The following is a 25,824-nucleotide window of genomic DNA, read 5'->3' as shown; positions in this document are numbered from 1 at the left end:
CTCCAGCCGAGTCCGAGCAACCCCGCAAGAAGCGGCGCAATCAGCAGCAGCAAACAGAATCCGCTCCGGCCGAGCAGATCGCTCCAGCCGAGTCCGAGCAACCCCGCAAGAAGCGGCGCAATCAGCAGCAGCAAACAGAATCCGCTCCGGCCGAGCAGATCGCTCCGGCCGAGACCGAGCAACCCCGCAAGAAGCGGCGCAATCGGCAGCAGATCGAAGCGGCCCCATCGGAACAACCGGCCGAGCAGGCAGCGCCGGCAAACGACAACCAGCCCAACGTCAATCCGCGCAAGAAGAAGCAAAAACAGAACCAGCAGATCGAGGCTGCCCCGGCAGAACAGGCTCCGACTGTCGAGCCCGGACAAAAGCCGGGCAAGCGCAAGAAGCCTGCTGAATTGACCGGACCCGCCACGGAGGCGGAAGGCCAGCCGGCGCCGACCAATAAGGAAGCGACCCCACAGGCCCAACCGGCTCCGACCGAGCAGCAGGCCGCTCCCGTCCAGGGCGAACAGCCCCAGGACAAGATCAAGAAACGTGGCAAGAGGCCTGTCGGCGAACAGCCGGTGACAGGAGAGCAACAGCCCTCGACCGGCGAACAGCCTTCGACTGGCCAGGCCGCGCCTGTCCAGGGTGAAAATCCGGTCCAGGGTGAAGCCCAGGCCAATCCGAACGAGGCACCTGTTCTGGACAGCCAGAAGGATGTCTTGCGCAAGCGCAAGGGTGGCAAGGAGCGCGGCCAAAATGCCGGTAAGCAGCAGGGCAACCAGCCCGCCCAGCAGGGCGAGAACCAGGTCGAACCCCCGAAGCCGGCTCCGGTCGATCAGGGGCCGCCACCCACCGACGACCGGGCAGCCCAGCGGGAGATCAAGCCTGAAAAGATCGTTCCGGTGACCGAGGAAAAAGGCAAGCGCGTCGAGCGTGCGCCGGACATCGAGGATGTTCGCCGCCGTCCGCGCCCCCAGGGCGCCAACGTCGTCAGGGAATTCGGCGACCGCGTCATCCTCCAGTTCAACAACCAGACGTTCGTGGAAAGCAGCGATGCACCGCGCATGCACCGCGGCGCCAGGAATGTCTATTATGAGGACCTGTCGGGCGATCGCACCCGGGAAATCGTCGAGCGTGACAATGGTGTCCGGATCGTCACCATCCGCAACCGCTACGGCGACGTCATCCAGCGTTCACGCATCGCGCCCGACGGCCGCGAATATGTGCTGAGCTATGTCGACGAGCGGAACTATGACGATGATGCAGACTGGCGCGACCCGGGCGACGACCTGCCGCCGATGCGCCTTACCATCCCGCAAGAGGAATACATTCTGGATTCCGAAGAGGTCGAGGATCCGGACGACTACTACACCTTCCTCGAACGGCCGCCGGTCGAGAGGGTCCAGCGCCTCTATTCGATCGACGAGGTCAAGCGCTCGGCCCGCGTGCGCGACATCGCCCGCCGCATCGACCTCGACACGCTCAACTTCGAATTCGGTTCGGCCTCGATTTCCGACACCGAGGTCCAGAAGCTGGAGGGTGTTGCCAACGCCATGGACAAGCTGCTGAAGAAAAACCCGGCCGAGAGCTTCCTGATCGAGGGCCATACCGACGCTGTCGGCACACCGGAAGCGAACCTTGCTCTGTCCGACCGCCGCGCCGAGGCGGTCGCCGAAGCCTTGACCAACGCCTTTGGCATCCCGCCGGAGAACCTGACGACGCAGGGCTATGGCGAGGAGTATCTCAAGGTCAACACGTCGGGACCCAACCGCGAGAACCGCCGCGTCGCCATCCGCCGGATTACCCCCCTGGTAGCGCCGGTGGCCAGCGCCCAATAAACCGCAATGTGAACCGCGCGATTTGATCAACCATTGAATCGCGCGGTCATCAATCTTGAAACGCGCGGTTACCCATCCCAGATTCTGGAAAGGGCGTTCCCTGCCCTGTCCCGACTCCAGCGGGACACACGAGCCCCGCCGGTTCCCCTCCCCGGCGGGGTTTCGTTTTTTTGCAACCTTGCAAACCGCCGCAGCCTGCCCGAAATACGGCACTCCGACAACGGAGCCCGAATCGCCGCATGAAGCGCCTCGAACTCGCCATCGAATCGATCATTCTCGCCTCGCGCTGGCTGCTGGTCGCCTTCTATCTCGGACTGGGTGCGGCACTTGCCATCTATGCCGTGTCCTTCGGCAAGAAGCTGTTCGAGTTCGTCTCCGTCGCCTTCACGCTCGATGACACCGACACCATCCTGAAAATACTCGGCCTCATCGATGCCGCGCTGGTCGCCTCACTGGTGGTGATGGTGATCATCTCGGGTTACGAAAACTTCGTCAGCCGCTTCGATGAAAATGACGGCAAGGTGCATTGGCTGGGCACGATCGATGTCGGCTCGCTGAAGGTCAAGGTCGCCTCGACAATCGTAGCGATCTCCTCGATCCACCTCTTGCAGGTGTTCCTGAACTCGGTCTCCTACACGACCGACCAGCTGATGTGGCTGACCATCATTCATCTGGCCTTCGTTCTGTCGGCACTGATGCTTGCCTATATCGACCGGCTGATGGGTCTTGGCAAAGCCAAGAAAGCCGAGGAGTGAGCACGCGTCTGTGCCGGTCTTTTGAGAGATACTTCTGTAGCGAGATACTTTCCGTCAGTAGATACCTTTGATTTTGGTATCCGACCGGCCGAACACCTCGTCCGGCACAAAAAAGTCGCCGGCGAGCGGGCCTGTCGCACCCGGCGCATAGGCCGAGAAATCGCTGACGCCCTCAGCGCGCAGCACTTCTTCGTCAATGTAGAAATTGCCGGTCGCCTCACGCGACGGCCTGACCAGGATGGCGTATGCCGCATCGGCCATGATGTCGGGCGAACGGCTCATCGCCGCCACCGTCGCCCCGCCCAGGAGGTTACGCACCGCCGCCGTGTCGATGGTCGAGATCGGCCATAGCGAATTGACCGCAATGCCGTCCCTGGCGAACTCGGCGCTCATGCCCAGCGTGCACATCGACATGCCGAACTTTGCCATCGTGTAGGCGACATGGTTCTTGAACCACTGGGCCCTCATGTCAAGCGGCGGCGCCAGATTCAAGATGTGAGGATTTTCCGCCAACCTCAAGTGCGGAATGCACATTTTGGAGACGAGAAAAGTGCCGCGCGTGTTGATCTGGTGCATCAGATCGTAGCGCTTCATATCAGTCTCCAGCGTGCCGGTGAGTTGGATGGCACTGGCGTTGTTGACGCAGATATCGATGCCGCCGAACCTCTCCACGGTCTTGGCGACCGCTTCGGCGACCTGTTCTTCATCCCGAATGTCGCACAGCACCGGCAGCGCCTTGCCGCCGGCCTGCTCGATCTCGTGCGCCGCCGTGTAGATCGTCCCGGGCAGCTTCGGATGCGGCTCGGCGGTCTTGGCCGCGATCGTCACATTGGCGCCATCGCGCGCGGCGCGCAGCGCAATCGCCAGCCCGATGCCGCGCGACCCGCCGGAGATGAAAAGCGTCTTTCCCTTGAGCGACATCCTTGCGCCTTCCTTCAACATGAAAGACACGATCCTTGCGCGGCTGAGAACCGCCGCGCAAGGCCCAACACACCGGATGCGGGTTACGCTGCGTCGGCCTTGAGACAATCTGAGCTAGACCAGCACCAGGCCCTGCCGCATGGCGATGGCGATCGCATCGGTGCGGTTGGCGGCACCGAGCTTCGTCAGGATCGCTGCGACATGGAACTTCGCCGTATGCACGGAGATGTTCAGCCGCCGCGCGATGACCTTGTTGGGGGCGCCCTCGGCCAGCAGCGCCAGCACTTCGCTCTCGCGCGGCGAAAGCGTCGGCCGGACGATCTGCTCGTCGGTCAGTTCCTCTTCGAACCGGTCGCTGTCATGGAAGATCAAATCGTGATGCCGATCGGATAGAGCATGGCTGTCGCGCGAAATCCGGTAGCCCGCAGCCGCGAGCCGCGCGGCGGCGGCGATCAGCAACTCGTCCGCTTGCACCGGCAGCACGGCAAACACTGTATCGGCCGGCCGTTCGCGGGCCGCTCGCGACGATAGCAGCACGCGAGGCATAGCCGCGTCGACGAGCCCGCCTTGTAGCCCATGATCATCGACGATGGCGACATCCGCCGCCTCACGCCCGTCGACTTCGCCGGCCAGAACCGGCCGCAGATCATCGGTCGCGGCGAGAACGGCGGACAGACTTCGCGCGCGCTCGACGTCACCGAGCGCGATCAGCACCGTCAGCCGTCTGCCAGCGACCTCACCGCTTACCATCTATCCCTCAGCTCAGTGGCTTTTCACCGATGGTCAGGGAAACCTCACGGTTCTCGCCGCCGCGCACCACGCCGAGTGTCACCAAGGCACCGGCGCTGTCCGGCCCGAGCTTGCGGATCAGCTCGCGCGGGCCATGCACCGTCTCTGCGTTCCACGACACGATGATGTCGCCGAGACTGAGACCGGCTGATTTCGCCGGCCCGTTATCGTCGAGGCTCATCACCATGGCGCCCTGGGTATCACCATTGCGGACCGGATGCAGGCCGGCGCCAAGATAGCCGCGCGCCACATGACCCTTCTCGCGCAGCGTCGTGACTGCCCGCTCGATCGTTTCGTAAGGCATGACCAGCGCCCGCCGGCGTGGCCCGAACAGCAGCATGCCGATCAGTCCACCCTTGGCGTCGAGCACAGGGCCACCCTCGAAACGGCCGCCGGCATTGACGGCAAGGTTGATGCGCCGGTCGATCGTGCCGCCGCGCATTGAACGCCAGGCCGGGCCGACCTCGCCGACCGTGCCGAAGGTAGCGAGCGAGGTGCCGTCGCTATTGCCCGCCACGACCGCCAGGTTGCCCGGCCGCACCGCATCCGCCTTTACCAGTGACGGGGCGCCCGGCGCGCCGGCCGGTTTCAAAACGGCCGTGCCGGTGGACGGGTCGCGGCCGACCAGTTCCGCCTTGACGGCTTCGCCCGAAGAAAACGTCAGCTCGATCTCCTCGCCGGCCTCGACCGCCTCCTCGGCAGTGACGAAATAGCCGTCCCGCCAGTGGAAAGCAGTTGACGTCCGGTGGTGGGTCGCGAAGCTGGCCGTCGCTGGTGCCGCGGCTGCCGCGATGTCGGCAATGGCGTCGGAAAACGTGCTCAGATTGAAATCGCTCATGATCTGTCTCCTGGGTTCTTCGTGACCCAGATATCGCCCGGCAGGACGTTGGCGGATACTCGCCTGACGGCTAGTTTGGGCATGTGACTGGCCATCTGGTCAGGTCGCGGCCGGTCCGGCCGCTCCGCACATATAGGCATTGTTCATCTTGTTCCAAACGGAGCCCTCGGATGGCCCTGCCCGCCCAGCAATTGCAATATGACGATGCCCTTCTCGATGCCTATTCGGCGACGGTCGCCGATGCCGTCGACCGCATCGGGCCCGCCGTCTGCCGCATCGAGCGCATCGGTGGCCCGGGCGGCCATGGCTCCGGCTTCGTCATCGCGCAGGACGGGCTGGTCGTCACCAACTTCCACGTCGTCGGCGATGCGCGCAGCGTGCGCGTATCAATGCCGGATGGCGCCTCCAGGGAAGGCCGCGTGCTCGGCCGCGATCCCGACACCGACATTGCGCTGGTGCGCGCCGACGGCAACTTTGCCGACGTCGCGCCGCTTGGCGATTCCAAGCGATTGAGGCGCGGCCAGATTGCTATTGCCATCGGCAATCCGCTCGGCTTCGAATGGACCGTCACCACTGGCGTCGTCTCGGCACTCGGCCGCTCGATGCGTGCCTCCACCGGCCGGCTGATCGACGACGTCATCCAGACCGACGCCGCGCTCAACCCCGGCAATTCCGGCGGACCGCTGGTGTCCTCGGCTGGCGAGGTGATCGGCGTTAACACCGCGATGATCCACGGTGCGCAAGGCATCGCCTTCGCGGTTGCCTCCAACACCGCCAATTTCGTCATCTCGGAAATCATCCGCTTCGGCCGTGTGCGCCGTGCCTTCATCGGCGTTTCCGCCGACACCACCAACCTGCCGCGCCGCGCAGCCCTTTTGTCGCAAGTATCGAGCAGCACGGCGGTGCGCCTGCGCACCGTCGAAAAGAACAGCCCGGCGGCCAAAGCCGGCCTCAGGGAAGGCGACATTATTGCCGCCATCGACGGCCGTCCGGTCACCGGCGTCGACGATCTGGTGCGCATGCTCGACGCCGAGCGAATCGGCCGCGAGACACTGTGCACGGTGGTGCGCCGCTCCGGCATTACTCAGGTCACCGTGATGCCGTTGGCGCGGGCGAGTTAGCGCGCCGCAGCACCCTGCGCATATTGCGCCATAAATTCTGGGCTCGGCGGGATCGGCCTGATCACGTCGATCAGCACGCCATTGGGATCCCTGGTGATGAAATGGCGCTGGCCGAAGGGTTCGTCGCGTAGCGTCCGCAGGATCGGCAGGCCAGCGGCGGTGATCCGCTTATAGATGGCATCCGGATCCCTGACCTCGAAATTGATCAGCAGGCCAGATGTGCGGCCCCGCCCTTCCTCCGGGATCGTCTCATGATCGCCCTGGACGATGCCGAGGTTGACGCGACGGTCTTCGGCCGAGCGCAGATGCACGTACCAGTCGGCCTCAAACAGCGGCTTGAAGCCGAAATGCGCAACATAAAAGGCTGCCGTGCCGGCAACGTCGCTCGTCATCAGCACCGGATAATAGCTCGTCGTCCTCATCTTTCCTTCTCCCGGCAAATAACATACAGTCTGCAGGTAAATGGAATTAACATACAGGCTGCATGTATGCAACAAGGATCCGCTCGTCGCTCCAACCGTGATCGCACCGCCGCGACACGCGCCGAGCTCATCGCCGCGGCTCGCAAACTGTTCACCGAAAAGTCCTATGCCGAGACCGGCACACCCGAGATCGCCGCCGCTGCCGGCGTCACGCGCGGCGCGCTCTATCATCACTTTGCCGACAAGCAGGCGTTGTTTGCCGCTGTGGTCGAACAGGAGGCGCAAGCCGTCTCGGAAGAGATCGAACGCGCGTCGCCGCCTTCGCTATTTGCCCGCGATGCGCTGATTGCCGGCTCGGATGCCTATCTGGCTGCCATGCGTGCGCCCGGCCGTACGCGGCTCTTGCTGCTTGATGGCCCGGCCGTGCTGGGCCGCGCCGCCATGGATGCGATCGACAATCGCCATGGCAACCGTTCGCTGCGCGAAGGCCTTGTTGCCGCGATGCGCTCGCACTCCATGACGAGACTGCCTGTGGAAGCACTGACCGCTTTGCTCGCAGCCGCCTTCGACCGCGCAGCGCTCGCCATCGAAACTGGAGCATCGATCGAGGACTATCGCGCCGTTCTCATGGCGCTGATCGACGGCCTGTCTCCGGCTGCTCCTCAGGTATCTCACCCGGTTCGAACTCGTTGAAACAGCCTAGCTGGCGCTTGAACTGGTCGATCAGCCAGGCGGCCGCCGGTTTCGGGCTGCGATCGGCGCGGTGCATGGCATAGAGCGGCGAGCGGACTTCGCTGTAAGGCTCGAGATCGAGTTCGACGAGCCGGCCGGTCGCCAGATCATCGGCAATCAGCCATCGCGGCAGCCCGCCCCAGCCCAGCCCCTCGCGCATCAGCACGTGCTTGGTGCGCACATCCGTCAGCCGCCAGGTGCGGTAGGCGAAGACGCCATAGTCACGCCCGCGCGTACGCTCGGACTGGTCCGAGACGACCAGTTGGATGTGTTCGCGGACATCCTCTAGCGCCACTGGTCTCGGCAGCAGCGCCAGGGGGTGATCAGGCGCTGCGGCTGGCACCAGGGAGAAGAAGCCGATGCGAAGCAGATTCACGTCCGTCTCACCCAGAAGCCCCCCGATGCCGAGATCGGCCTGTCCGCCGACAACATGATCGAGGATAAGGCCAAGCGAGCCGATATGGAGACGCAGCGTCACGGCCGGGAACTGCGCCTCGAATGCCTTTAGCACCCGAACCAGAACCGGCGACGGTAGCGTCACGTCGACCGACAGCGTAACTTCCGCCTCCAATCCCTGCCGGTATCCGTCGACACGCGAGCGGATGCGTTGCAGCACGCCGACCATGCGCCGCGCATCTTCCAGCGTCGCCTTGCCGACATCGGTCAGTTGCGGTTCACGCGTGCCCTCGCGCTCGAACAGCTTCAGCCCGAGCTGCGCTTCGAGGTTGGCGATGGCGTAGCTGATCACCGATTGCGCGCGATTCAATTTGCGCCCGGCGGCCGAGAAGCTGCCGGTCTCGGCCACCGCAACCAGGATCTGCAGTTGGTCAAGCGTCGGGTTCGGTTGCATCGTTCAATCCACATTTTAGATGGATAATATACAAAATACACCAGTTTTTCAAATGGGTCTGCGCACACATATTTGCCAGGAGATTTTAATCCAACCCTGGAGACCCCATTATGTCCATCCTTCTTGTCACATCGAGCCCGCGCGGCGCTGCCTCGCACTCGACCCGAATTGCTACTGAATTCGCTGAAAAGCTTGTTGCCGCCGATCCGTCGAACACGCTTGTCGTGCGCGACCTCGTCGCCAATCCGTTGCCGCACATCGATGCCGATTATGCGACCGGCATCTACACGCCGGCCGAAGCGCGCACCTCACGCCAGGCTGAAGTCGTTGGCGTCTCCGATGTCGTGCTGGATGAACTATTCGCGGCCGATACGGTGATTCTCGCCACCGGCTTCATCAACTTCAACATCTCCTCGACGCTGAAGTCCTGGGTCGATCACATTGCCCGTTCCGGCAAGAGCTTTGCCTATGGCGAGAACGGCCCCAAGGGGCTCGTCACCGGCAAGAAGGTCTACATCGTACTGGCTTCGGGCGGCATCTATTCCGAAGGTGCGGCCGTGCAGTTCGATCACGCCATTCCCTACCTGCGCAGCGTGCTTGGCTTCCTCGGCATGACCGATGTCGAGGTCATCCGCATCGAAGGGGTCGGCATGGGCGCCGATGCGGTGGCAGCAGCGCTGGCCAAGGCCTCGACCAAGGTCGACGCCATTGTGGCTGCGACCGGAAATGCCGAGCGCGTGGCCACCGCGGCATAAAGCGTCAGCATCGTCTGAATTGTACAAGGGCAGGCGCCGGCGCCTGTCCTTGTTGTCGTTGGCGACAACCTATTGTGGTGGGCCACACAACCGCCATTGGTTATTCCGCTTGTCTGCGCTATCGGTCGCGGATGTTCCTTTCCGTTGCCACAACGCACCGTCCGGCCACCGATCTCGGTTTCTTGCTGCACAAGCATCCGGATCGCCTGCACGAGACCGACCTGTCTTTCGGCAAGGCGTGGCTGTTCTATCCCGAGGCAACCGAAGACCGTTGCGAGGCTGCACTCCTGCTCGATGTCGATCCTGTGGGACTGGTGCGGGGCAAGGGCCAGGCAGAAGGCCTGCTCGACCAATATGTGAACGACCGGCCTTACGCAGCATCATCCTTCCTGTCGGTGGCGCTGAACAAAATGCTGCGGACGGCGATGACCGGTATATCGAAGGAGCGCCAGGAACTGGCCGACAGCGAACTGCCGCTGGAAGCCGTGGTTACTCCACTGCCAATGCGCGGCGGTGAGGTTCTGGTTCGAAGTTTGTTCGAACCCATGGGCTGGACAGTCGATCTGACGCCAATCGAAGGAAACGGGGGTGCTGCAGGCGAGCCCCGATATGGCCATCTGAAGCTGACTGGCACGGGCCGACTCAGCGCCTTGTTGAACCACCTCTATGTGCTGATCCCGGTGATGGACGATGCCAAGCATTATTGGGTCGGCGAAGCAGAGATCGACAAGCTGCTGTCCAAAGGCGAAGGCTGGCTGGAAAACCATCCGGCCAAAGACCTGATCGTGCGCCGCTATCTTGGCAATCGCAGGGCCTTGACCCGCATCGCCCTGGAGCGACTGGCTCCCGAGACGGCTGGCGAGGCACAACCTGCCGAGTTGCGCGTCACGCCCGAGGAAGCGCTTGAGACGCCTATCCGGCTCAACGATCTGCGCATGGACGCAGTTGTCCACGCCATTCGGGCGACGGGAGGAACCACGGTTGCGGACCTGGGATGCGGTGAAGGCAAGCTGCTCGACAGGCTGGTGCGCGAGCGATGGATCCACAAGCTGTTCGGTCTGGATCCGGCGGCGCGCGAACTGGAATGGGCCGCAAAGCGTCTCAAGCTGAACGAATTAGGCGGGCCGCCCGAGGGCCGGGTCACGCTGCTGCATGGATCGCTGACCTACCGGGACAGCCGTTGGGCCGCAGCCGACATCGCCGTTCTGGTCGAGGTCATCGAGCATCTCGACGAGGACAGGCTGCCCCTGGTCGAACGCATCGTTTTCGGTGAGACGGCGCCCAAATCCGTCATCGTGACCACTCCGAATGCGGACTACAACGCTCTGTTTCCAAGACTGGTCTCTGGCGCATTTCGCCATCCCGATCACCGTTTCGAATGGAGCCGGGCTCAGTTCCAAGCCTGGGCGGCCAAAATCGGCGAGATCTATGGCTATGCAGCCACCTTCAGCGGTATCGGAGCCGAGGACCCGACCCTCGGCGCCCCCACACAGATGGCGGTGTTCACCCGATGAGAGAACCCGATAAGACCAACCTCACCATTCCTGACTTCGCCCTCGTCGTGCTGATCGGCTCGACCGGATCGGGCAAGTCGACTTTCGCCGCCAAGCATTTCCTGACGACCGAGATTATCTCGTCGGACCAGTGCCGGGCGCTGATCTCCGACGACGAGACCGACCAGGACGTCTCTGCGGATGCCTTCGATCTGGTTCGCGAAATAGCCGGCAAACGGCTTAAATACCGCAGGCTGGCCGTCATCGACGCCACCAATGTGCGAGCCGCCGACCGCAAGGCCTGGATTGAGCTGGCGCGCAAGTGGCACGCTTTGCCCGTCGCCGTGGTCCTCGATCCAGGCGTCGAGGTGTGCGTCGCACGCAATGCGGTGCGAGCCGACCGGCAGTTCGGCGCCGGGGTCGCCCAGCGCATGACAACCGAGATCCGCAAGGGTCTTGGCGCCCTGCAACGCGAGGGCTTCCGCCAAGTCTGGAAGCTTACCAGCGAGGCCAGCATCGACGCGGCCGAGGTGTCGCGACAGCCGCTGTGGACCGATAAGCGCGACGACCATGGCCCGTTCGATATCATTGGCGACATCCACGGCTGTTCGGATGAGCTTCATATCCTGCTCGCTCGATTGGGCTACAGCATCGTCTGGTCTGAGCATCAGGGCGACCGAACGGTCACCGTGGTCCCACCAGAGGGCCGCAAGATCGTCTTTGTCGGCGACCTCGTCGATCGCGGCCCCAGCTCGCCCGACGTGCTGCGCATTGCCATGAGCATGGTCGCGGCTGGAACCGCATACTGTGTCCAGGGCAACCATGAAGGCAAACTCAGCCGCTGGCTAGAAGGCCGCAAGGTCACGGTCGCTCACGGCCTCCAGCAGACTGTCGATCAGCTAAATGCACAGGACCGAGGCCTGCGCGAGGCGCTGCCGGCCTTTCTCGACGGCCTGCGCAGCCATGTCTGGCTCGATGGCGGAGGCCTCGCCGTCGCCCATGCCGGCCTCAAGGAAGAGATGATCGGACGCGGTTCCGGCGCTGTGCGCGAGTTCGCTCTGTACGGCGAGACCACAGGCGAGACCGACGAGTTCGGGCTGCCCGTCCGCGCCGACTGGGCCGCGGCCTATCGTGGCAAGACGGCCATTATCTATGGACATACGCCCACGCTATCGGCTGAATGGGTCAACAACACCCTGTGCATCGACACCGGATGCGTATTCGGCGGCAAGCTGACGGCCTTGCGCTGGCCGGAACGCGAACTGGTCGAGGTGCCGGCAATCCAGACCTGGTCGGAGCCGATACGTCCGCTGGGCGGGTCCGGTCCCGGTAAATCGGCACAGGCCGACGCCGACGGCGTGCTCGATTATCAGGATGTCTCCGGTCGCCGTTGGATCGAGACCGGACTGAGGGGCCGGATTGTCGTGGCCGAGGAGAACGCGTCGGCAGCACTGGAGGTGATGAGCCGCTTCGCGCTCTCGCCGCAATGGCTGATCTATCTGCCGCCGACCATGTCGCCGTCCGAGACCAGCAGCCAGGACGGCTGGCTGGAACGTCCGGAGGATGCCTTCGCTTACTTCCGCGAGCGCGGCGTTGCGCAGATCGTGTGCGAGGAGAAGCACATGGGTTCGCGGGCAGTGATCGCGCTCTGCCGCAACGCGCAGGCGGCACGCAGCCGCTTCGGGGTCCCTGGCGACGAAACCGGCGCAATCTGGACCCGCACCGGACGCTCCTTTTTCAACGACAGTGCCATGACGGAGGCCTGCTCGCCCGTCTCCGCGCCGAGGTCGACACGGCGGACCTGTGGAAGGAATTGAACAGCGACTGGCTGCTGCTGGACGCCGAGATAATGCCTTGGTCGGCCAAGGCCGGCAGTCTGATCGAAAGCCAGTATGCGCCTGTGGCCACATCCTCTGCCGCCGGTCTCAAGGCCAGCAGCGAAGCGCTGGCCCGTGCTATTGCGCGCGGCGTCGATGCAGCCGGCCTGAACGCACGCCTTGAAGACCGGGCCGTCCGCGCAGCCAAATACGCCACCGCCTGGGCGCCCTACGTATGGCCAGTTTCGGGCGTCGAGGACCTTAAGGCCGCGCCTTTCCACCTGCTGGCCAGCGAGGGACGTATTTGGTTTGACCAGGACCATTTCTGGCACATGTCGCTCGCGGACCGTCTGGCTGCCCGTGGCGGCGTGGTCACGCCGACTCGAAGGCGTATGGTTGATCTGGCCGACGGCGGCGCGTGTGCCGAGGCCGTCGCCTGGTGGGAAGCGCTGACTGGCTCAGGCGGCGAAGGCATGGTGGTCAAACCACGCGACTTCGTCAGCCGTGGCAAGAAGGGGCTCATCCAGCCGGCGCTGAAGGTCCGCGGCCCGGAATATTTGCGCATCATCTATGGTCCCGAATATGACGCGCCCGACAATCTCGTCCGCCTCCGAGAACGCGGCCTGGCCGGCAAGCGCAGCCTGGCGCTCCGGGAGTTCGCGCTTGGCCACGAAGCACTGACGCGATTTGTCGCCAAGCAGCCGCTACGCCGGGTTCACGAGTGTGTCTTCGCCGTGCTGGCGTTGGAAAGCGAGCCAATCGACCCAAGGCTGTAGTAGCCGATCTATCCGAAGATCTTTTCGCCTTGCTCGTCGACCAGCTGGATGCCCTTTTTGATCGAGATGTCGACGGCATCATCAAGCCCGGCAAAGCGGTCGGCGCGGATGAATTTGTGCTCCTTCATCACGCCGTCGATCTCCTTCGAAACCACGCCGCAGGTCTGGTACTGGCCCTCCGCCTTGTAGGGCGTGGCGCTGATCAAAAATCCCTTGTGCTCGATCTGCTTTGCCGGCGCCGCTGTCTTTGGCTCGGCGGCTTCGTTGCCTCCGCCGAAAAGACGCTTCAGAAAAGACATGGGGTATCCTCCAACGGCAATCATCCTGCACCACATAGCGCGGTGCAGGATGATTTTCAGTACCGGTCCTTGGCCGAGCGGGCAAGGGCCGCAGCTAGCTTGGCACTCAGAGATCAGTCGCGCGACAACGCTTCCAAGGCCTCTGCGGCAGCTTCCAATATGCTGATTGCCTCGGCCTGCTTTGCTTCAGGCGCATCGGCGATTTCGCCGAGCGCGGCGCGCAGCCGGTGGCGCACGGCGCGAAACTCGTCGCGCTTTTCCGAGCGGCCGCGGCCGCGCCGGCCGCCGTCCTCGCCTTCATCGTTCCAGCCGAACCAGTCGCGCGCCTTCGCCATCTTGCGGCCGAAGCGCTCGAGGTGGTCGAGCACGTGGTCGATCATCTCGCGATTTTCGTTGAGATGCGCCTGCCCCGCCTCGGTGATCGAAAACACCTTCTTGTTGCCTTCCGGCGCAGAAACGGCGTAGCCGGCCTCCTCCAGGAAGGTCAGCGTCGGATAGACCACGCCGGGGCTCGGGCTGTAGACGCCGCTGGTGCGCTCCTCCAGCGCCTTGATGATGTCGTAGCCGTGCCGCGGCGCCTCGGCCAGCAGCGACAGCGTGATCAGCTTGAGATCGCCGTCGGCCAGCATGCGGCCGGCGCGGAACATGTCGCCCGGCCCGCCGCGTCCGCCGCCTCTCATGCCATGCCCGAACGGGCCAAAGCCGCCGCGCCCACCGAACTTGCCGGCCATATGCATGAAAACGCGCTCGGCGTGTTCGCCAAAACGATGATGCCCGAAATGATCGCCTTTGTGCATTGTCTGCTCCTTGAGTTATGTCTTACGATATATCTCAACTAAGTGCCCGCCACGGTCGAGTCAAGATATATCTTACGATGTATCTGAAAATGGCACCAGCAGGATTGATTTCGCCAGCGAGGGCAGCTAGAGGGTGCATGAGGGCCGAAGGCCGCTCCGTAAGCGTCTGACGTGAAGCAACGCATCCACCCCGGTCGTTCCGGGCAGTTACGCCGACAATACCGGCGAATGGATGCAAGGCGACGAACCGGATGCTTCAGGGAAATCCAAATGACCATGAACACCCCGCGCAGTAAGCTGCCTGCGCGCTATGCCGCCGTGCTCGGCCCGCTGGTGCTGTCGTTGCTGATGACGTTCATCGTGTCGTTCATCTCGACACTGAAAAGCCTTGGCTTCCAGCCCGACATGCTGGCCACTTGGCTGACGGCTTGGGGTCTGTCCTGGCTGGTGGCCTTTCCGACGCTGCTGCTGGTGCTGCCGGCGGTGCGCTGCATCATTGGCTGGCTTTGCGAGCCCGCGGCTCGATAGCAGGGCACGCGAAAGGCCTGGAAACAATCTCCGGACCTTTCGGTGCGGAGCGAATAATACCGTTACCAGCGGCCTTTGCGCCGATTCCAGGCGTAGAGCAGATCGGCGAAACGATCATAGCCATAGCGCGTCAACGGCAGTGCGCCGGGATTGCCGAACAGCGTTGCGAGCCAGCCTTCGCCGGGCGTCGTCCGCCATACAGCAATGGCAACATCGGCGCCGGCCAGCAATTTGCCGTCGGCGTCGATCGCATACAGCCGGCGCCGGATGTCCTCCAGCCCGATGCCGTATCCGGCCAGCGCCGCCGGTTCGGCATTGATGTCGCGAAATTCGATCCGCCCGGCCTTGACCGCCTCGATCAGTCGCCGCTTCTGCCGGCTGATACCGGCATCGCAGACCGGACAGCGCGTATTGTACCAGACAGTCAGCAGAGGCTTGGCCATGTTTCGAAACGGCACCAGAGGACACGCACGGATTATCCGAGAAATGCCGTTGCGCCGCAACGTGACACGATACCGGCGGAATGGCCGGTTTCGCTGATCCAGGTCGCCCAAAGGGTACGCAGCGGTTTTACGATAACGACATGCATAAAAAGAAGAGCTTAAAGCGCGTCGCAAGGGCCGTTCAGCGCGACGCGCTTCAGGAGCAGCGGCTCACCCGAGCGAGGTGATGATCTCGCGATAGGCATCCTCCGGGAAAGCCTTGAGCGTCCGAGTCCTGACGTTGCCAGCCGTCGCCAGCATTAACGAGAAACGAGCCAAGACGGCATCGTCGGGCGCTTCGAGCACCGCCACCATGTCGCAATCCCCCATGGTGAGATAAAATGCCTTGAATGATCCGCCCATGTCTCCCAGCATCTTCTTGGCGGCATCGAGCCGCTTCGGCGACTCGCGCACGTTTTTGGCGCCTTGTTCCGTCCAGTTGATCAGCACGATGTAAGTTGTCATGGCACACCTCCCTCCGGGGCCACGGAGCACGGCGTCAACCGCCGGGGCGGGCATCCGGGTTTGTCGCCCAGAGAATGCGTCCGTCGCGGAATTATCCTCTCGTAGGGCACGACACGCAAGAGCGGCGCGTTCAATCGTGATCGCCTCTGCCCAAACGGAAAAGGGCGCCACCGGCGCCCTTGAAACTGCTTATCCGTCACCCGGCCTCAGCTGTCGAGGAAGCTTCTGAGCTTGCGCGACCGGCTCGGGTGCTTGAGCTTGCGCAGCGCCTTGGCTTCGATCTGGCGGATGCGCTCGCGGGTGACCGAGAATTGCTGGCCGACCTCTTCAAGCGTGTGGTCGGTGTTCATGCCGATGCCGAAGCGCATTCTGAGCACGCGCTCTTCGCGCGGCGTCAGCGAGGCCAGCACGCGCGTCGTCGTCTCGCGCAAATTGGCCTGGATCGCCGCGTCGATCGGCAGGATCGCCATCTTGTCCTCGATGAAATCGCCGAGATGCGAATCCTCCTCGTCGCCAACCGGCGTTTCGAGCGAGATCGGCTCCTTGGCGATCTTCAGCACCTTGCGCACTTTTTCCAGCGGCATTGCGAGTTTTTCCGCCAGTTCTTCCGGCGTCGGCTCACGGCCGATCTCATGCAGCATCTGGCGCGAGGTGCGCACGATCTTGTTGATCGTTTCGATCATGTGCACCGGAATGCGGATGGTGCGCGCCTGGTCGGCGATCGAACGGGTGATCGCCTGCCGGATCCACCACGTCGCGTAGGTCGAGAACTTATAGCCGCGGCGGTATTCGAATTTGTCGACCGCCTTCATCAGGCCGATATTGCCTTCCTGGATCAGGTCGAGGAACTGCAGGCCGCGATTGGTGTATTTCTTGGCGATGGAGATGACGAGGCGCAGATTGGCCTCGACCATTTCCTTCTTGGCGATCGCGGCTTCGCGCTCGCCCTTCTGCACCTGGTTGACGATCTTGCGGAATTCCTGGATCGAAATCGCCGTCTCGGTGGCGAGGTTCTGGATCTCGGCGCGCAGGTCGCGGATGGCGTCCTTCTCGTTCTTGGTGAATTCCTTCCAGCCGCGCGAAGTCAAATTGCCGATCGAGCGGGTCCAGTTCGGATCGAGCTCCGAGCCCTGATATTCCTTGAGGAATTCCTCGCGGCGCACGCCATAGCTTTCGGCCAGCCGCAACAGCTTGCCTTCGTTCTGCACCAGGCGCTTGTTGATGTCGTAGAGCTGCTCGACCAGCGCCTCGATGCGCGCCGTGTTCAAGGACAGCGACTTCACCGCCTTGATCAGTTGGTCCTTCAATTCCTTCAGCCGGCGGTCCTGACTGGGCGACAGCGTGCCGGCGGCGGCCAGCCGGTTCTCGACCTGCTGGTCCTGCAGCTTGCGCAGTTTCTTGTAGGTGTCGGCAATGACGTCGAGCGTCTCCATCACCTGCGGGCGCAGTTCCGCTTCCATGGCCGCCAGCGACAGGCTCGCCTCGTCATCGTCTTCCTCGTCGTCGTCCACCAGGCCACGCGTGTCGCCGCCGACATTGGTGATGTCGTCCTCGTCCTCGCGCGAACGGCGCGACTTTTCCTCGGTCTTGGCTTCCTCGATACGCTCGACAACCGGCGCCTGCTTGGCCTCCGGCCCGGCATAGGTCGCCTCGAGGTCGATGATCTCGCGCAGCAGGATCTTCGATTCGTTGAGCTCGTCACGCCAGATGATGATGGCCTGGAAAGTCAGCGGGCTTTCGCAAAGGCCCGCGATCATCGTCTCGCGGCCGGCCTCGATGCGCTTGGCGATCGCGATTTCGCCCTCGCGCGACAGAAGCTCCACCGAGCCCATCTCGCGCAGATACATGCGGACCGGATCGTCGGTTCGGTCGGTCGGCTCTTTCTTGGTCGTGGTGGCGGCGACGGCGGTGCCGGTCTGCTCGGCGAGCTCGTTGGCGTCTTCCTCGGCATCAGCGGCGGTGTCGGCGGCTTCGGGCTCCTCGCCCTGCTCGTCGTCCTCGACCACGTTGATGCCCATGTCGGAAAGCATGGCCATCGTGTCCTCGATCTGCTCGGAGGTCACTTCCTCCGAGGGCAGCACCGAATTCAGCTCGTCCATGGTGACATAACCGCGCTTCTTGGCGGCCTTGATCATCTTCTTGACAGCATCGTCGGAAAGGTCGAGCAGAGGGCCATCGGTCGCGGCCTCGCGTTCGGTCTCGACTTCTTCCTTTTCTTTTGTCGCCATAGTCTTTATTTTCTCCAAGCGGCTGAGTATCAAAGCCGCGTAAGCTGCCGGTCCGGTCAAATTGGATGCGCTCCTTCCAGAACGCGCTTTACCGGGCCAGTAACTGCATCTCTCGTTAAGTCCAGATTAACCCTGATATCTGTGGCAAGCTGACTGCCTGTCCAGTGATCAGTACCTTACATCGCTGCATTCCCGTCGATGCCGGGGCGGGTTAACGTTTCGAATCGACCTGATTCCGCCATTCTGCCGGAAGGTCAAGCGCCTCTCGCATGATTCGCATGAAAAAAGCGAATCAATTACCCGACTTAGAGCACCGCACGCTTGATTCAACGCGCAAGCACGGCCTTACATTTCAGTCTTCTGGAGGCTTCGATCTAAACGCGCCCAGCTCTGCCCGACGATACGCCAAACCCTTCGATCAGCGCTTCCGTTGCCTGCACATCACGAAATTGCGCCTGGATTTCGACCAGGTGCCGGTAATTTTCGTCCGTGGGATCGCTGGCGAGCGCTGCTTCCGCCTGCTTCAGCTCCTTATGTAAGGTGCGCGCGCTGCGCTGCAAGTGGAGAGCTTGGCTGAACGCATCGCGAGCATCGTCGAGTGCTGCCGTTTCCAGCGCCGGCCATTGCCGCGCACGTTTGATCAGCGCCACCGCGCGCTGCCAGATCTCACCGCAGCCGGCCCGCTCGATCGTCGCGATTACAGCCTCGCGGTTGTTGGCCATATCGTGCGCCATGGCGTCGAGGATGGCCGCATGCAGCCGCTTCAGATCGGAATTGGCGAGATCGAGGAACTCGACATGGGCGAAATTCTCGTCGATCAGCACGGGATGGTTGACGAGGGCCGCAATGATCGTCGCCTCGCGCACCGACATGCCCTCGCCGCCGCGTTTGACCAGCGCCGAGCGGCCGAGGCTTTCGGTGATCGCGGTGCGCCCACCGGCACCGCCGCCACGTGCAAACTGTCCGCCGGGTGCTGAGACCCTGCCCGGGAAGCGCTCACCGGGCCGTCCGTCCTGACGTCCCTGGCGTCCGCGCTGGGCACCGAAGAAGCTCTGCACGCGCTCGCGCATTTCCTGTTGGTAGTGATAGCGAAGGCTCTCGTCGCGGATGCGGCTGGTCAGTTCGCGTAGCGTCTTTTCGAGCTCCGCCCGCCGTTCCGGCGTGTCGAAGATGCCGCCGGCGGTCTCGCGCATCCACAAGAGGTCGGCCAGCGGCCGCGCCTCGGAAAGCACGGCGCGGAACGCATCCGGCCCGTCACCCTTGACCAGATCGTCGGGATCCTTGCCCTCCGGCAGCAGGGCGAAGCGCACGGAGCGGCCTGCCTGGACCGCCGGCAGCGCCATGTCGGCGGCGCGCCACGCTGCCTTCAACCCGGCTTGGTCGCCGTCGAAGCACAGCACCGGCTCGCCAGCCATGCGCCATAGAAGTTCGAGCTGGTTTTCAGTCAACGCGGTGCCGAGCGGCGCCACCACGTTTTCGAAGCCGGCCTGCGCCAGCGCGATCACATCCATGTAGCCTTCGACGGCAATGACGGTGCCGCCCTTGGCCAGCGCCCCCTTTCCCAGTGCTTGCCGCGCACGGGCGAAATTGTAGAGCACGTTGCCCTTGTGGAAGAGCTCCGTATCGGGCGAGTTCATATATTTGGCCAGCGCATCCGGCGCCAGTGCCCGCCCTCCGAAGGCGATGATCTTGCCCCTGGAATCCGGGATCGGGAACATGATGCGGTCGCGGAACCAATCATAGGAAACCGGGACGTCGTCGCCATGGCGCACCAGCCCGCACGCCTCGATGTCGGCCTTGGGGACACCCTTGGCGGCAAGATGCTCCTTCAGCGCATTGCGGCTGTCGGGGGCATAGCCGAGGCGGAAAGACTGCTGCGTCGCCGGTGTCAGCCCCCGGTCGCGCAGATAGGCGCGGGCCTTTGCCCCTTCCGGTCCCTGCAGCCGTTCCTGGAAGAACGCCGTCGCCATCTCCATGACGTCAGTCAGGCTGGCGCGTTCCTTTTCGCGCCGCTCCTCCTGGGCATCGCGAACCGGCATCGGCACGCCGGCCATGTCGGCGATCTTCTCGACCGCTTCAGGAAAGCTCATCCCGTCAAGTTCGGTCAGGAACTTGAAATGGTCGCCCGAAACCGAGCAGCCGAAGCAATGGTAGCGGCCCTTCTTGTCCTCGCAGTGGAAGGACGGGCTCTTCTCGCCATGGAAGGGACAGCACGCCCAATAGTCGCCGCGCGGCGCGTTAGTCTTCTTCCTGTCCCACGCGACGCGCTGGCCGATCACCGAAGAAATCGGCACGCGGTCGCGGATCTCGTCGAGGAAAGCAGGTGGAAAGCGCATGGGGGGACAGCCCGTTTGGCCTCCATATAATCACACGGGCGAAGCCCGACGACTCCTAATGGCGATCATACCCGGTTTTCACAGGCCAAAAAGAGAAGGCGGCCCGCGGGCCGCCTTCTCGATCTAAACCGACGCAGCGCGGTCAGCCGTTCCGGGCTCATTGCGCGGCGATAGCACCGAAGATCAGGCCGGAGAGAACGCTGACCAGCAGATAGTCGTTGCCGACCCGGATCCATTCCTGCCCGGGACCCGGACGGCGCAGGCCATAGTGGCGATAGTCGCGGATCGGCTGGTGACGCTTCCAGCTGGAATATCTCTGGCCGTTGCGCCAATGGCTGCGCTTCACGACGATCTTTTTCTTCACTACGACGCGCTTGTTCACGTCGACATGCCTGCCGGGCCTTTGCCAGTCGACCTGGCTGTAGTTCGACTGCGGCGCGTTTGGTGTGTTCAGAGGTGCAGCCTGGCCCTGCCAGGTGGTTGCAGCCAGCATCGAGAAGGCAATGGCGGAAAGAACGACGCGTTTCATGGCGGGTACTCCTTGGTTGTCGATGCCTAGGGAATAGAGCCGGACGGATGAACCGAAACTGAACACCGAGATTACGTTTTCGTAATGATTTCTTATATTTAGAACGACTAATTCAGCGCTACCTTTAAAGCTGGCATCCGCGAATGGACGCATGACCCGCCGCAACTCCGCAGTCTATGCAACCATTTTGTCACCATCCATTTCCGACACGCTCCGTCGCGTGCCAACAGGCGGTCGGAACCGGGCAAAATTTATTATTCGGCTAAAATAAATCGGAGTAATATCAACCTCTGCAATGTCCACGATTCGCGCCCACTTTTGCACCCTTGACGTCACGGCGCCCGCGTCGCTGGCATCTGTTGGGTTGCGGGGTCGGGCATGAGTGGCTCTGTCGTTTTGCTGCACCTTGCCGGTGCGGTCGCATTGATGCTGTTTGCCACCCGTTTGGTGAAGACCGGCGTCGAGCGCGCCTATGGCGATGTGCTGCGCCACAAACTGCGCGCCACAATGCGCAATCCGTTCATGGCGGTTCTGGCCGGCTGCGGCCTGGCTGTCGCGCTGCAAAGCTCGACCGCCGTCACCTTGCTGGTCGGCTCATTCGCCGGCTCCGGTATTGTCAGCGGCATGTCGGGCCAGCTTGCGGTGCGCGGCGCCGAGATCGGCTCAGCACTGGTGGTCAAGCTGCTCACCTTCGATCTGTCGCTGCTGGTGCCGATCTGCCTGGTCGCCGGCACCGTCATGTTCATGGCCACCGAGCGGCGCGACTGGCGCCAGTTCGGCCGCATCCTGGTCGGCATCGGCCTGCTGCTTCTGTCGCTGGAGATGATCGGCCAGGCGTCGGAGCCACTGCGCCAGAGCACGCTGATGCCGCTCATCGTCGATTACTTCTCCGGCGATCCGGTCACCGCCTATCTTCTGGCGGCGTTGGTCACCTGGCTGTTCCATTCCTCGATCGCCGCGGTGCTGCTGATGGTGACGCTGGCCGGCCGCGGCTTCATCCCGCCCGAACTCGGCATCGTGCTGGTGCTCGGTGTCAATCTCGGCTCTTCGATCATCGCGCCGCTTCTAACCCGCAACGCAGAACCCGGCGTTCGTATCGTGCCGATCGGCAATCTCCTGATGCGCGGCATGGGTTCGCTGATCATGCTGATCCTGTTCCTGACGTTCAAGCCGCCGGTCGCCTTCTTGGGCAGCACGGTGCCCGAGCAGATCGTCAATGCCCACATTGTCTTCAACATCCTGATCCTGATCGCCGGCCTACCGCTGGCGAGCCTGGTCTATCGCGCCTCGGAAAGGATCGTGGCGTTGGGCACCAAGCCCCAGGACGCTAACGCGCTCGACGTCGTCGAGCTTTCGGCGCTCAACGAAAGTGCGCTCGACGTGCCGAGCCAGGCATTGGCCAACGCCACCCGCGAGGTGGTGCGGGTCTGCGAAACGGTCGAGATCATGCTGAAACGGATCATCGAGCTCTATGAGAGCGCCGATGCCGACAAGATCGGCGCGTTGGCCGCACTCGACGACCGTGTCGACAGGAAGCACGCTGCGATCAAGCTCTATCTGGCCAAGGTCACCAAGAACCCGTTGAGCGAGGACGAGGCGCTGCGTTGCCAGGAGCTGATCGGCGCCTGCGTCAAGCTGGAGCAGGTCGGCGACATCATCGTGCGCAACATGCTGGTCCACGTGAAGAAGAAATTCGAGCGCGGGCTGGAGTTCACGCCGGAAGGCTGGCGTGAGCTTTGCGCCTTCCATGGCTTGGTGCTTGCCAATGCCAGGCTTGCCTTCAACGTGCTGGTATCCCGCGATCCGGAGACCGCTCGCCAGTTGGTGCTGGAAAAGGACCGGCTGCGCGACCGCGAGAAGGAAACCAGCCAGAGCCATTTCGTGCGGCTGCGCGACGGCACCCCCAAGAGCGTCGAGACCAGCTCCATTCATCTAGACACCATTCGCGACCTCAAGCAGATCAACTCGCTGCTCGCCTCGATGGCCTATCCCGTGCTTGAGGAGCGCGGCCTGCTCACCGGTTCGCGGCTGAAGGCTGGATAGATTGCGTCCACAGGCCGGGTAGCTTCAGAACATCGCCTATGAAAATTGCTGTGGGCCAATGCGCAAAAATTATCTTTGCGCCACCTCCTGTCTGTCGGCTAAAGATCGCCGCATCTACCGCAAGGAAAGTCGATGGACACCCATTCTCGCAGCTTCGCCAAAGCGCTTTCCTGGCGCGTCACCGGCACCATCGACACGATGATCATTTCGCTCGTCGTGACCGGAAGCATCAAGCTCGCCGCGGCCATCGGCCTGACCGAGGTCGTCACCAAGTCGCTGCTCTACTATCTTCACGAGCGAGCGTGGCTGAAAATTCCTTATGGAAGGAAGGCAGCCGCCTAGCTCTTGCCTCCGCGGCGGGCGCCTGACCGGCGATCAAGAAAAGCTAAAGCGGCGTCGACAATTTCTGGATTGCCCGCTGCCCTCATCCGTGGTTTGAGGCGACCTTATCCGAGGATCGCCATTCCGCCATGCTCCCCCTCATTGCCCTGTTCATTGCCGCCTTCGCCTTCGGCACCACCGAATTCGTCATCGCCGGCGTGCTGCCGCAGGTGGCGGAGGGCCTTGGCGTCGCGATCCCGACCGCCGGCTATCTCGTTTCCGGCTATGCCGGCGGCATTGCAGTCGGCGGCCCGCTGCTGGCGCTCGCCACCAAAAGGTTCTCCCGCAAGGCCCTGCTGCTTGGACTGACTGCAGCCTTCACCATCGGCCAGGCCGCCTGCGCGCTGGCGCCCGACTTCGCCTCGATGCTGCTGTTGCGGATAGCGGTGGCCGTGGCGCATGGCGCCTATTTCGGCGTTGCCATGGTGGTGGCCGTCGGCCTCGTGCGCGAAGACCAGCGCGGCATGGCGGTGGCGCTGATCCTGTCCGGCCTCACCGTATCGAACGTAATCGGCGTTCCGGCCGGCACGGCAATCGGCAACATCTGGGGATGGCATGCGACATTCTGGGTGATGTGTGCGCTCGGTGTGGTGGCCTTCACGGCAATCGGCGCCCTGCTGCCGCGCAAGACGGGATCGTCGAGCCCGTCGGCGAGCCTTGGAAGCGAGGTCCGCGTGCTCGCACGCCAGCAGGTCTGGACCTCGCTCATTATTATGCTGATGCTGATGATCGGCCAGTTCGGCCTGTTCACCTACATCACGCCGACGCTGCTTGAGGTCACAGGCCTCGACGAGAAATGGATACCTTGGGTGCTCTTGCTCAATGGGGTCGGCGCAACGATCGGCGTCTTCGTCGGCGGGCGGCTCGCCGACTGGAAGCTGATGCCGTCGCTCATCGCCATGCTTTTCCTACAGGCGGCAATGCTCGCCTTGATCTACGCTGTCAGCCCTTACCCGCTGCCGATGGTGATAGCGATCTTCGTCTGGGGCGGCCTCAACTTTGCCATCGGCACGCCGATCCAGACCCGCATCCTGACCTGGACCGCGGACGCCTCCAACCTTGCCTCGTCGCTCATCCCGTCGGGCTTCAATGTCGGCATCGCGCTCGCCGCATCGCTCGGCGCGGCGATGCTCAATGCCGGCTATGGCTATCGCAGCCTGCCGGTGGTTGGCGCGATCGCCATGCTGGTCGCGGTCGCGGTTGCGCTTGCCTCGCATGTCTGGGAATGGCGAAGCCGGGCTGCGCCGCCGCTGCCGGCTGCCGCCGAATAGGGCTACAGATCGATCCGGTAGCGCAGGCTTTCCGCGCCGCCATAGGCGGCGTCCTCGAAGAAACGCCCGACGAGCCGGCCGCCATTGGCCAGAACGACCTTCTGCGAGGGCACATTGTGAGGCTTGCAGGTGATTTCGACGAAGGGCAGGCCAACCGCCCTCGCCTCCACCAGCATCAGCCGCAGCGCCTCGGTCGCATAGCCGCGTCCCCGTTTCCACGGCACCACCGCATAGCCGATGTGGCCGAGCACATGCGACGGCAGCGCCGCGGTGCCGTGCTGCCAGCGCAAGCCGATTGAGCCTGCGACTTCCCCGTCCCAGATCCAGCGCCGGAATCCGGGCAGCCGCGGCACCGTCGAACCGTCGGGCAAGGTGATCGGCGGTCCCTTGCCATCGGAATCGTCGAGATCGCCAAGGAAAGTCGCTGGATCCTTTTCGATAGCCGCAAGCTGCTCGCGCGTCGCGTCGAGCAGCCGCACATTGTCCGGCGACCAGCCGCGCTCGAGGGCCGCCTTGTAGGACGGCAGGTGTTCAAGCGCCGGTTTGACGAGTTCGATCACGGGCGCGAGCTTTTTGGCTGCCGGATTGCGGGCGCGACGGCAAGGGCCTTCGGCAGCTTACTGAAGCAGGCTCTTGACGATGCCGCTCGCCTTGGAAAAATCCATCTGACCGGCGTATTTCTCCTTGAGCGCCGCCATCACCTTGCCCATATCCTTGACGCCGCTAGCGCCGGTCTCGGCGATGGCGGAACGGACGGCGCTTTCCGTCTCGGCCTGACCCAGTTGCGTCGGCAGGAAGTCGCGGATGATGGCCATCTCGTCGCGCTCCTGCGCTGCAAGCTCCGGCCGCTTGCCGTCATCGAACGCCTTGGCCGATTCTTCGCGCTGCTTCACCATCTTGGCCAGGATCTGCAGGATTTCGTCGTCGCTGGCCGGCTCCTTGCCGGCGCCGCGATTGGCGATGTCGCGATCATGAATGGCCGCCTGGATCAGCCGCAATGTCGGCAGCCGGCGCTTGTCCTGCGCCTTCATCGCACTCTTCAGGGATTCGGCGATTTTGCCTCGCATGGTGCTTTCTCCTTCGAATGCCGCGGACAATAGTCGTGCCGATAGCTCAACGCAAACTCGATAGCGTCCGGCAAACCGCTGATATTATTCGACGAAATAAATCCAGGCTCGCACGGCGCGGCATCATTGACCGCCTTGGCGCCTTCCCCTATGTACTGGGCCTTGCATGAATTGAATTCTAGTGCACGTCGCCCAAAAATGCGTAGCGGTTTTGGGCAACGACAGGCACAAATGAAAACTTAGCGCGCCGAGGCTGTGAGATCGCCGCTTCGCGCCTTTTGTTGCGCCGACTGAGGGCGCAACCTT

Annotated in this window: 24 protein-coding genes and 1 pseudogene; 11 read left to right on the top strand and 14 right to left on the bottom strand. The window is 63.1% G+C overall.

Annotated features, from left to right (window positions below):
* A partial coding sequence (locus NKI67_RS31060) for an OmpA family protein (RefSeq protein WP_352648591.1) occupies positions 1 to 1,823 on the top strand: 1,823 nt, incomplete at its 5' end.
* Positions 1,824 to 2,062: 239 nt separating this feature from the next.
* Positions 2,063 to 2,578 (top strand): TIGR00645 family protein, encoded by a 516-nt coding sequence (locus NKI67_RS31055; protein WP_023678280.1) that lies wholly within the window; start codon positions 2,063 to 2,065, stop codon positions 2,576 to 2,578.
* A 54-nt stretch (positions 2,579 to 2,632) separates the two neighbouring features.
* Here the strand turns inward: NKI67_RS31055 and NKI67_RS31050 are convergent, their stop codons facing one another.
* The 3 genes from NKI67_RS31050 to NKI67_RS31040 form a co-directional block, all read right to left on the bottom strand.
* Positions 2,633 to 3,499 carry an SDR family oxidoreductase gene (locus NKI67_RS31050; RefSeq protein WP_023678281.1) on the bottom strand — a complete coding sequence of 289 codons (867 nt, stop codon included), beginning with the start codon at positions 3,497 to 3,499 and terminating at the stop codon, positions 2,633 to 2,635.
* 114 nt (positions 3,500 to 3,613) lie between these two features.
* Entirely contained in the window at positions 3,614 to 4,249 is a 636-nt protein-coding gene (locus NKI67_RS31045; protein WP_352570981.1) for a helix-turn-helix transcriptional regulator, read from the bottom strand.
* Positions 4,250 to 4,256: 7 nt separating this feature from the next.
* Complete coding sequence (locus NKI67_RS31040) at positions 4,257 to 5,126, bottom strand: S1C family serine protease (RefSeq protein ID WP_023678283.1); 870 nt, start codon at positions 5,124 to 5,126, stop codon at positions 4,257 to 4,259.
* Positions 5,127 to 5,296: 170 nt separating this feature from the next.
* Between NKI67_RS31040 and NKI67_RS31035 the strand changes: the two genes are divergently transcribed.
* Positions 5,297 to 6,247, top strand: coding sequence for a S1C family serine protease (locus tag NKI67_RS31035; protein WP_023678284.1), 951 nt, complete (start codon positions 5,297 to 5,299; stop codon positions 6,245 to 6,247).
* Here NKI67_RS31035 and NKI67_RS31030 read toward each other — a convergent pair.
* On the bottom strand, positions 6,244 to 6,669 hold the full coding sequence (locus NKI67_RS31030) for a VOC family protein (protein WP_023678285.1): 426 nt from the start codon (positions 6,667 to 6,669) through the stop codon (positions 6,244 to 6,246). The two genes, NKI67_RS31035 and NKI67_RS31030, sit on opposite strands and share 4 nt — an antisense overlap.
* 66 nt (positions 6,670 to 6,735) lie before the next feature.
* Between NKI67_RS31030 and NKI67_RS31025 the strand changes: the two genes are divergently transcribed.
* Entirely contained in the window at positions 6,736 to 7,362 is a 627-nt protein-coding gene (locus NKI67_RS31025; protein ID WP_023678286.1) for a TetR/AcrR family transcriptional regulator, read from the top strand.
* On the opposite strand, the gene NKI67_RS31020 is transcribed toward NKI67_RS31025, so the two are convergent.
* Entirely contained in the window at positions 7,295 to 8,251 is a 957-nt protein-coding gene (locus NKI67_RS31020; RefSeq protein ID WP_023678287.1) for a LysR family transcriptional regulator, read from the bottom strand. The genes NKI67_RS31025 and NKI67_RS31020 overlap by 68 nt on opposite strands.
* A gap of 110 nt (positions 8,252 to 8,361) precedes the next feature.
* On the opposite strand from NKI67_RS31020, the gene NKI67_RS31015 reads away from it, so the two are divergent.
* The 3 genes and pseudogenes from NKI67_RS31015 to NKI67_RS31005 all read left to right on the top strand — a co-directional run bounded on the left by NKI67_RS31015 (position 8,362) and on the right by NKI67_RS31005 (position 13,092).
* Entirely contained in the window at positions 8,362 to 9,006 is a 645-nt protein-coding gene (locus tag NKI67_RS31015) for an FMN-dependent NADH-azoreductase (RefSeq protein WP_023678288.1), read from the top strand.
* Positions 9,007 to 9,137: 131 nt separating this feature from the next.
* Positions 9,138 to 10,520 carry a 3' terminal RNA ribose 2'-O-methyltransferase Hen1 gene (locus tag NKI67_RS31010; protein ID WP_352570978.1) on the top strand — a complete coding sequence of 461 codons (1,383 nt, stop codon included), beginning with the start codon at positions 9,138 to 9,140 and terminating at the stop codon, positions 10,518 to 10,520.
* Positions 10,517 to 13,092 (top strand): annotated as a pseudogene (locus NKI67_RS31005) (polynucleotide kinase-phosphatase). Before NKI67_RS31010 ends, NKI67_RS31005 begins: the two are co-directional and overlap by 4 nt.
* An 8-nt stretch (positions 13,093 to 13,100) precedes the next feature.
* Here NKI67_RS31005 and NKI67_RS30995 read toward each other — a convergent pair.
* On the bottom strand, positions 13,101 to 13,391 hold the full coding sequence (locus NKI67_RS30995; protein ID WP_023678291.1) for an HlyU family transcriptional regulator: 291 nt from the start codon (positions 13,389 to 13,391) through the stop codon (positions 13,101 to 13,103).
* Positions 13,392 to 13,504: 113 nt separating this feature from the next.
* The gene (locus NKI67_RS30990) at positions 13,505 to 14,188 is read right to left on the bottom strand and encodes a PadR family transcriptional regulator (protein ID WP_352570976.1); all 684 of its coding nucleotides are present in this window, start codon (positions 14,186 to 14,188) and stop codon (positions 13,505 to 13,507) included.
* Positions 14,189 to 14,458: 270 nt separating this feature from the next.
* On the opposite strand from NKI67_RS30990, the gene NKI67_RS30985 reads away from it, so the two are divergent.
* On the top strand, positions 14,459 to 14,716 hold the full coding sequence (locus tag NKI67_RS30985; protein ID WP_352570975.1) for a DUF2798 domain-containing protein: 258 nt from the start codon (positions 14,459 to 14,461) through the stop codon (positions 14,714 to 14,716).
* Positions 14,717 to 14,778: 62 nt separating this feature from the next.
* Here the strand turns inward: NKI67_RS30985 and NKI67_RS30980 are convergent, their stop codons facing one another.
* From NKI67_RS30980 to NKI67_RS30960, 5 genes are all read right to left on the bottom strand, one after another.
* A complete protein-coding gene (locus NKI67_RS30980) occupies positions 14,779 to 15,159 on the bottom strand; it encodes a thiol-disulfide oxidoreductase DCC family protein (RefSeq protein WP_352457540.1) in 381 nt (126 codons plus the stop codon).
* 210 nt (positions 15,160 to 15,369) lie between these two features.
* A complete protein-coding gene (locus tag NKI67_RS30975; protein ID WP_023678296.1) occupies positions 15,370 to 15,663 on the bottom strand; it encodes a GYD domain-containing protein in 294 nt (97 codons plus the stop codon).
* Between the two features lie 206 nt (positions 15,664 to 15,869).
* Entirely contained in the window at positions 15,870 to 17,891 is a 2,022-nt protein-coding gene (gene rpoD, locus NKI67_RS30970; RefSeq protein WP_023678297.1) for an RNA polymerase sigma factor RpoD, read from the bottom strand.
* A gap of 374 nt (positions 17,892 to 18,265) precedes the next feature.
* Positions 18,266 to 20,227, bottom strand: coding sequence for a DNA primase (dnaG, locus tag NKI67_RS30965; RefSeq protein ID WP_352567921.1), 1,962 nt, complete (start codon positions 20,225 to 20,227; stop codon positions 18,266 to 18,268).
* 157 nt (positions 20,228 to 20,384) lie between these two features.
* Positions 20,385 to 20,756: an RcnB family protein gene (locus NKI67_RS30960; protein ID WP_352567922.1), complete on the bottom strand. Its 372-nt coding sequence runs from the start codon at positions 20,754 to 20,756 to the stop codon at positions 20,385 to 20,387.
* A gap of 378 nt (positions 20,757 to 21,134) precedes the next feature.
* Here NKI67_RS30960 and NKI67_RS30955 point away from each other — a divergent pair, with 378 nt between their 5' ends.
* From NKI67_RS30955 to NKI67_RS30945, 3 genes are all read left to right on the top strand, one after another.
* The gene (locus tag NKI67_RS30955) at positions 21,135 to 22,799 is read left to right on the top strand and encodes a Na/Pi cotransporter family protein (protein ID WP_352648585.1); all 1,665 of its coding nucleotides are present in this window, start codon (positions 21,135 to 21,137) and stop codon (positions 22,797 to 22,799) included.
* A gap of 132 nt (positions 22,800 to 22,931) precedes the next feature.
* Entirely contained in the window at positions 22,932 to 23,141 is a 210-nt protein-coding gene (locus NKI67_RS30950) for a DUF2061 domain-containing protein (protein WP_023678301.1), read from the top strand.
* Between the two features lie 128 nt (positions 23,142 to 23,269).
* Complete coding sequence (locus NKI67_RS30945; protein WP_023678302.1) at positions 23,270 to 24,451, top strand: MFS transporter; 1,182 nt, start codon at positions 23,270 to 23,272, stop codon at positions 24,449 to 24,451.
* Positions 24,452 to 24,453: 2 nt separating this feature from the next.
* Here NKI67_RS30945 and NKI67_RS30940 read toward each other — a convergent pair whose 3' ends face one another.
* Complete coding sequence (locus NKI67_RS30940) at positions 24,454 to 25,011, bottom strand: GNAT family N-acetyltransferase (protein WP_352457535.1); 558 nt, start codon at positions 25,009 to 25,011, stop codon at positions 24,454 to 24,456.
* 57 nt (positions 25,012 to 25,068) lie between these two features.
* Positions 25,069 to 25,518, bottom strand: coding sequence for a GatB/YqeY domain-containing protein (locus tag NKI67_RS30935; RefSeq protein WP_023678304.1), 450 nt, complete (start codon positions 25,516 to 25,518; stop codon positions 25,069 to 25,071).
* Positions 25,519 to 25,824 lie beyond the last annotated feature (306 nt).

It is taken from the genome of Mesorhizobium sp. M0408 (assembly GCF_040321495.1).
Classification (GTDB): domain Bacteria; phylum Pseudomonadota; class Alphaproteobacteria; order Rhizobiales; family Rhizobiaceae; genus Mesorhizobium.
Note: the sequence above shows the minus strand (reverse complement) of the source record. Positions and strands in the feature narration are given on the sequence as shown.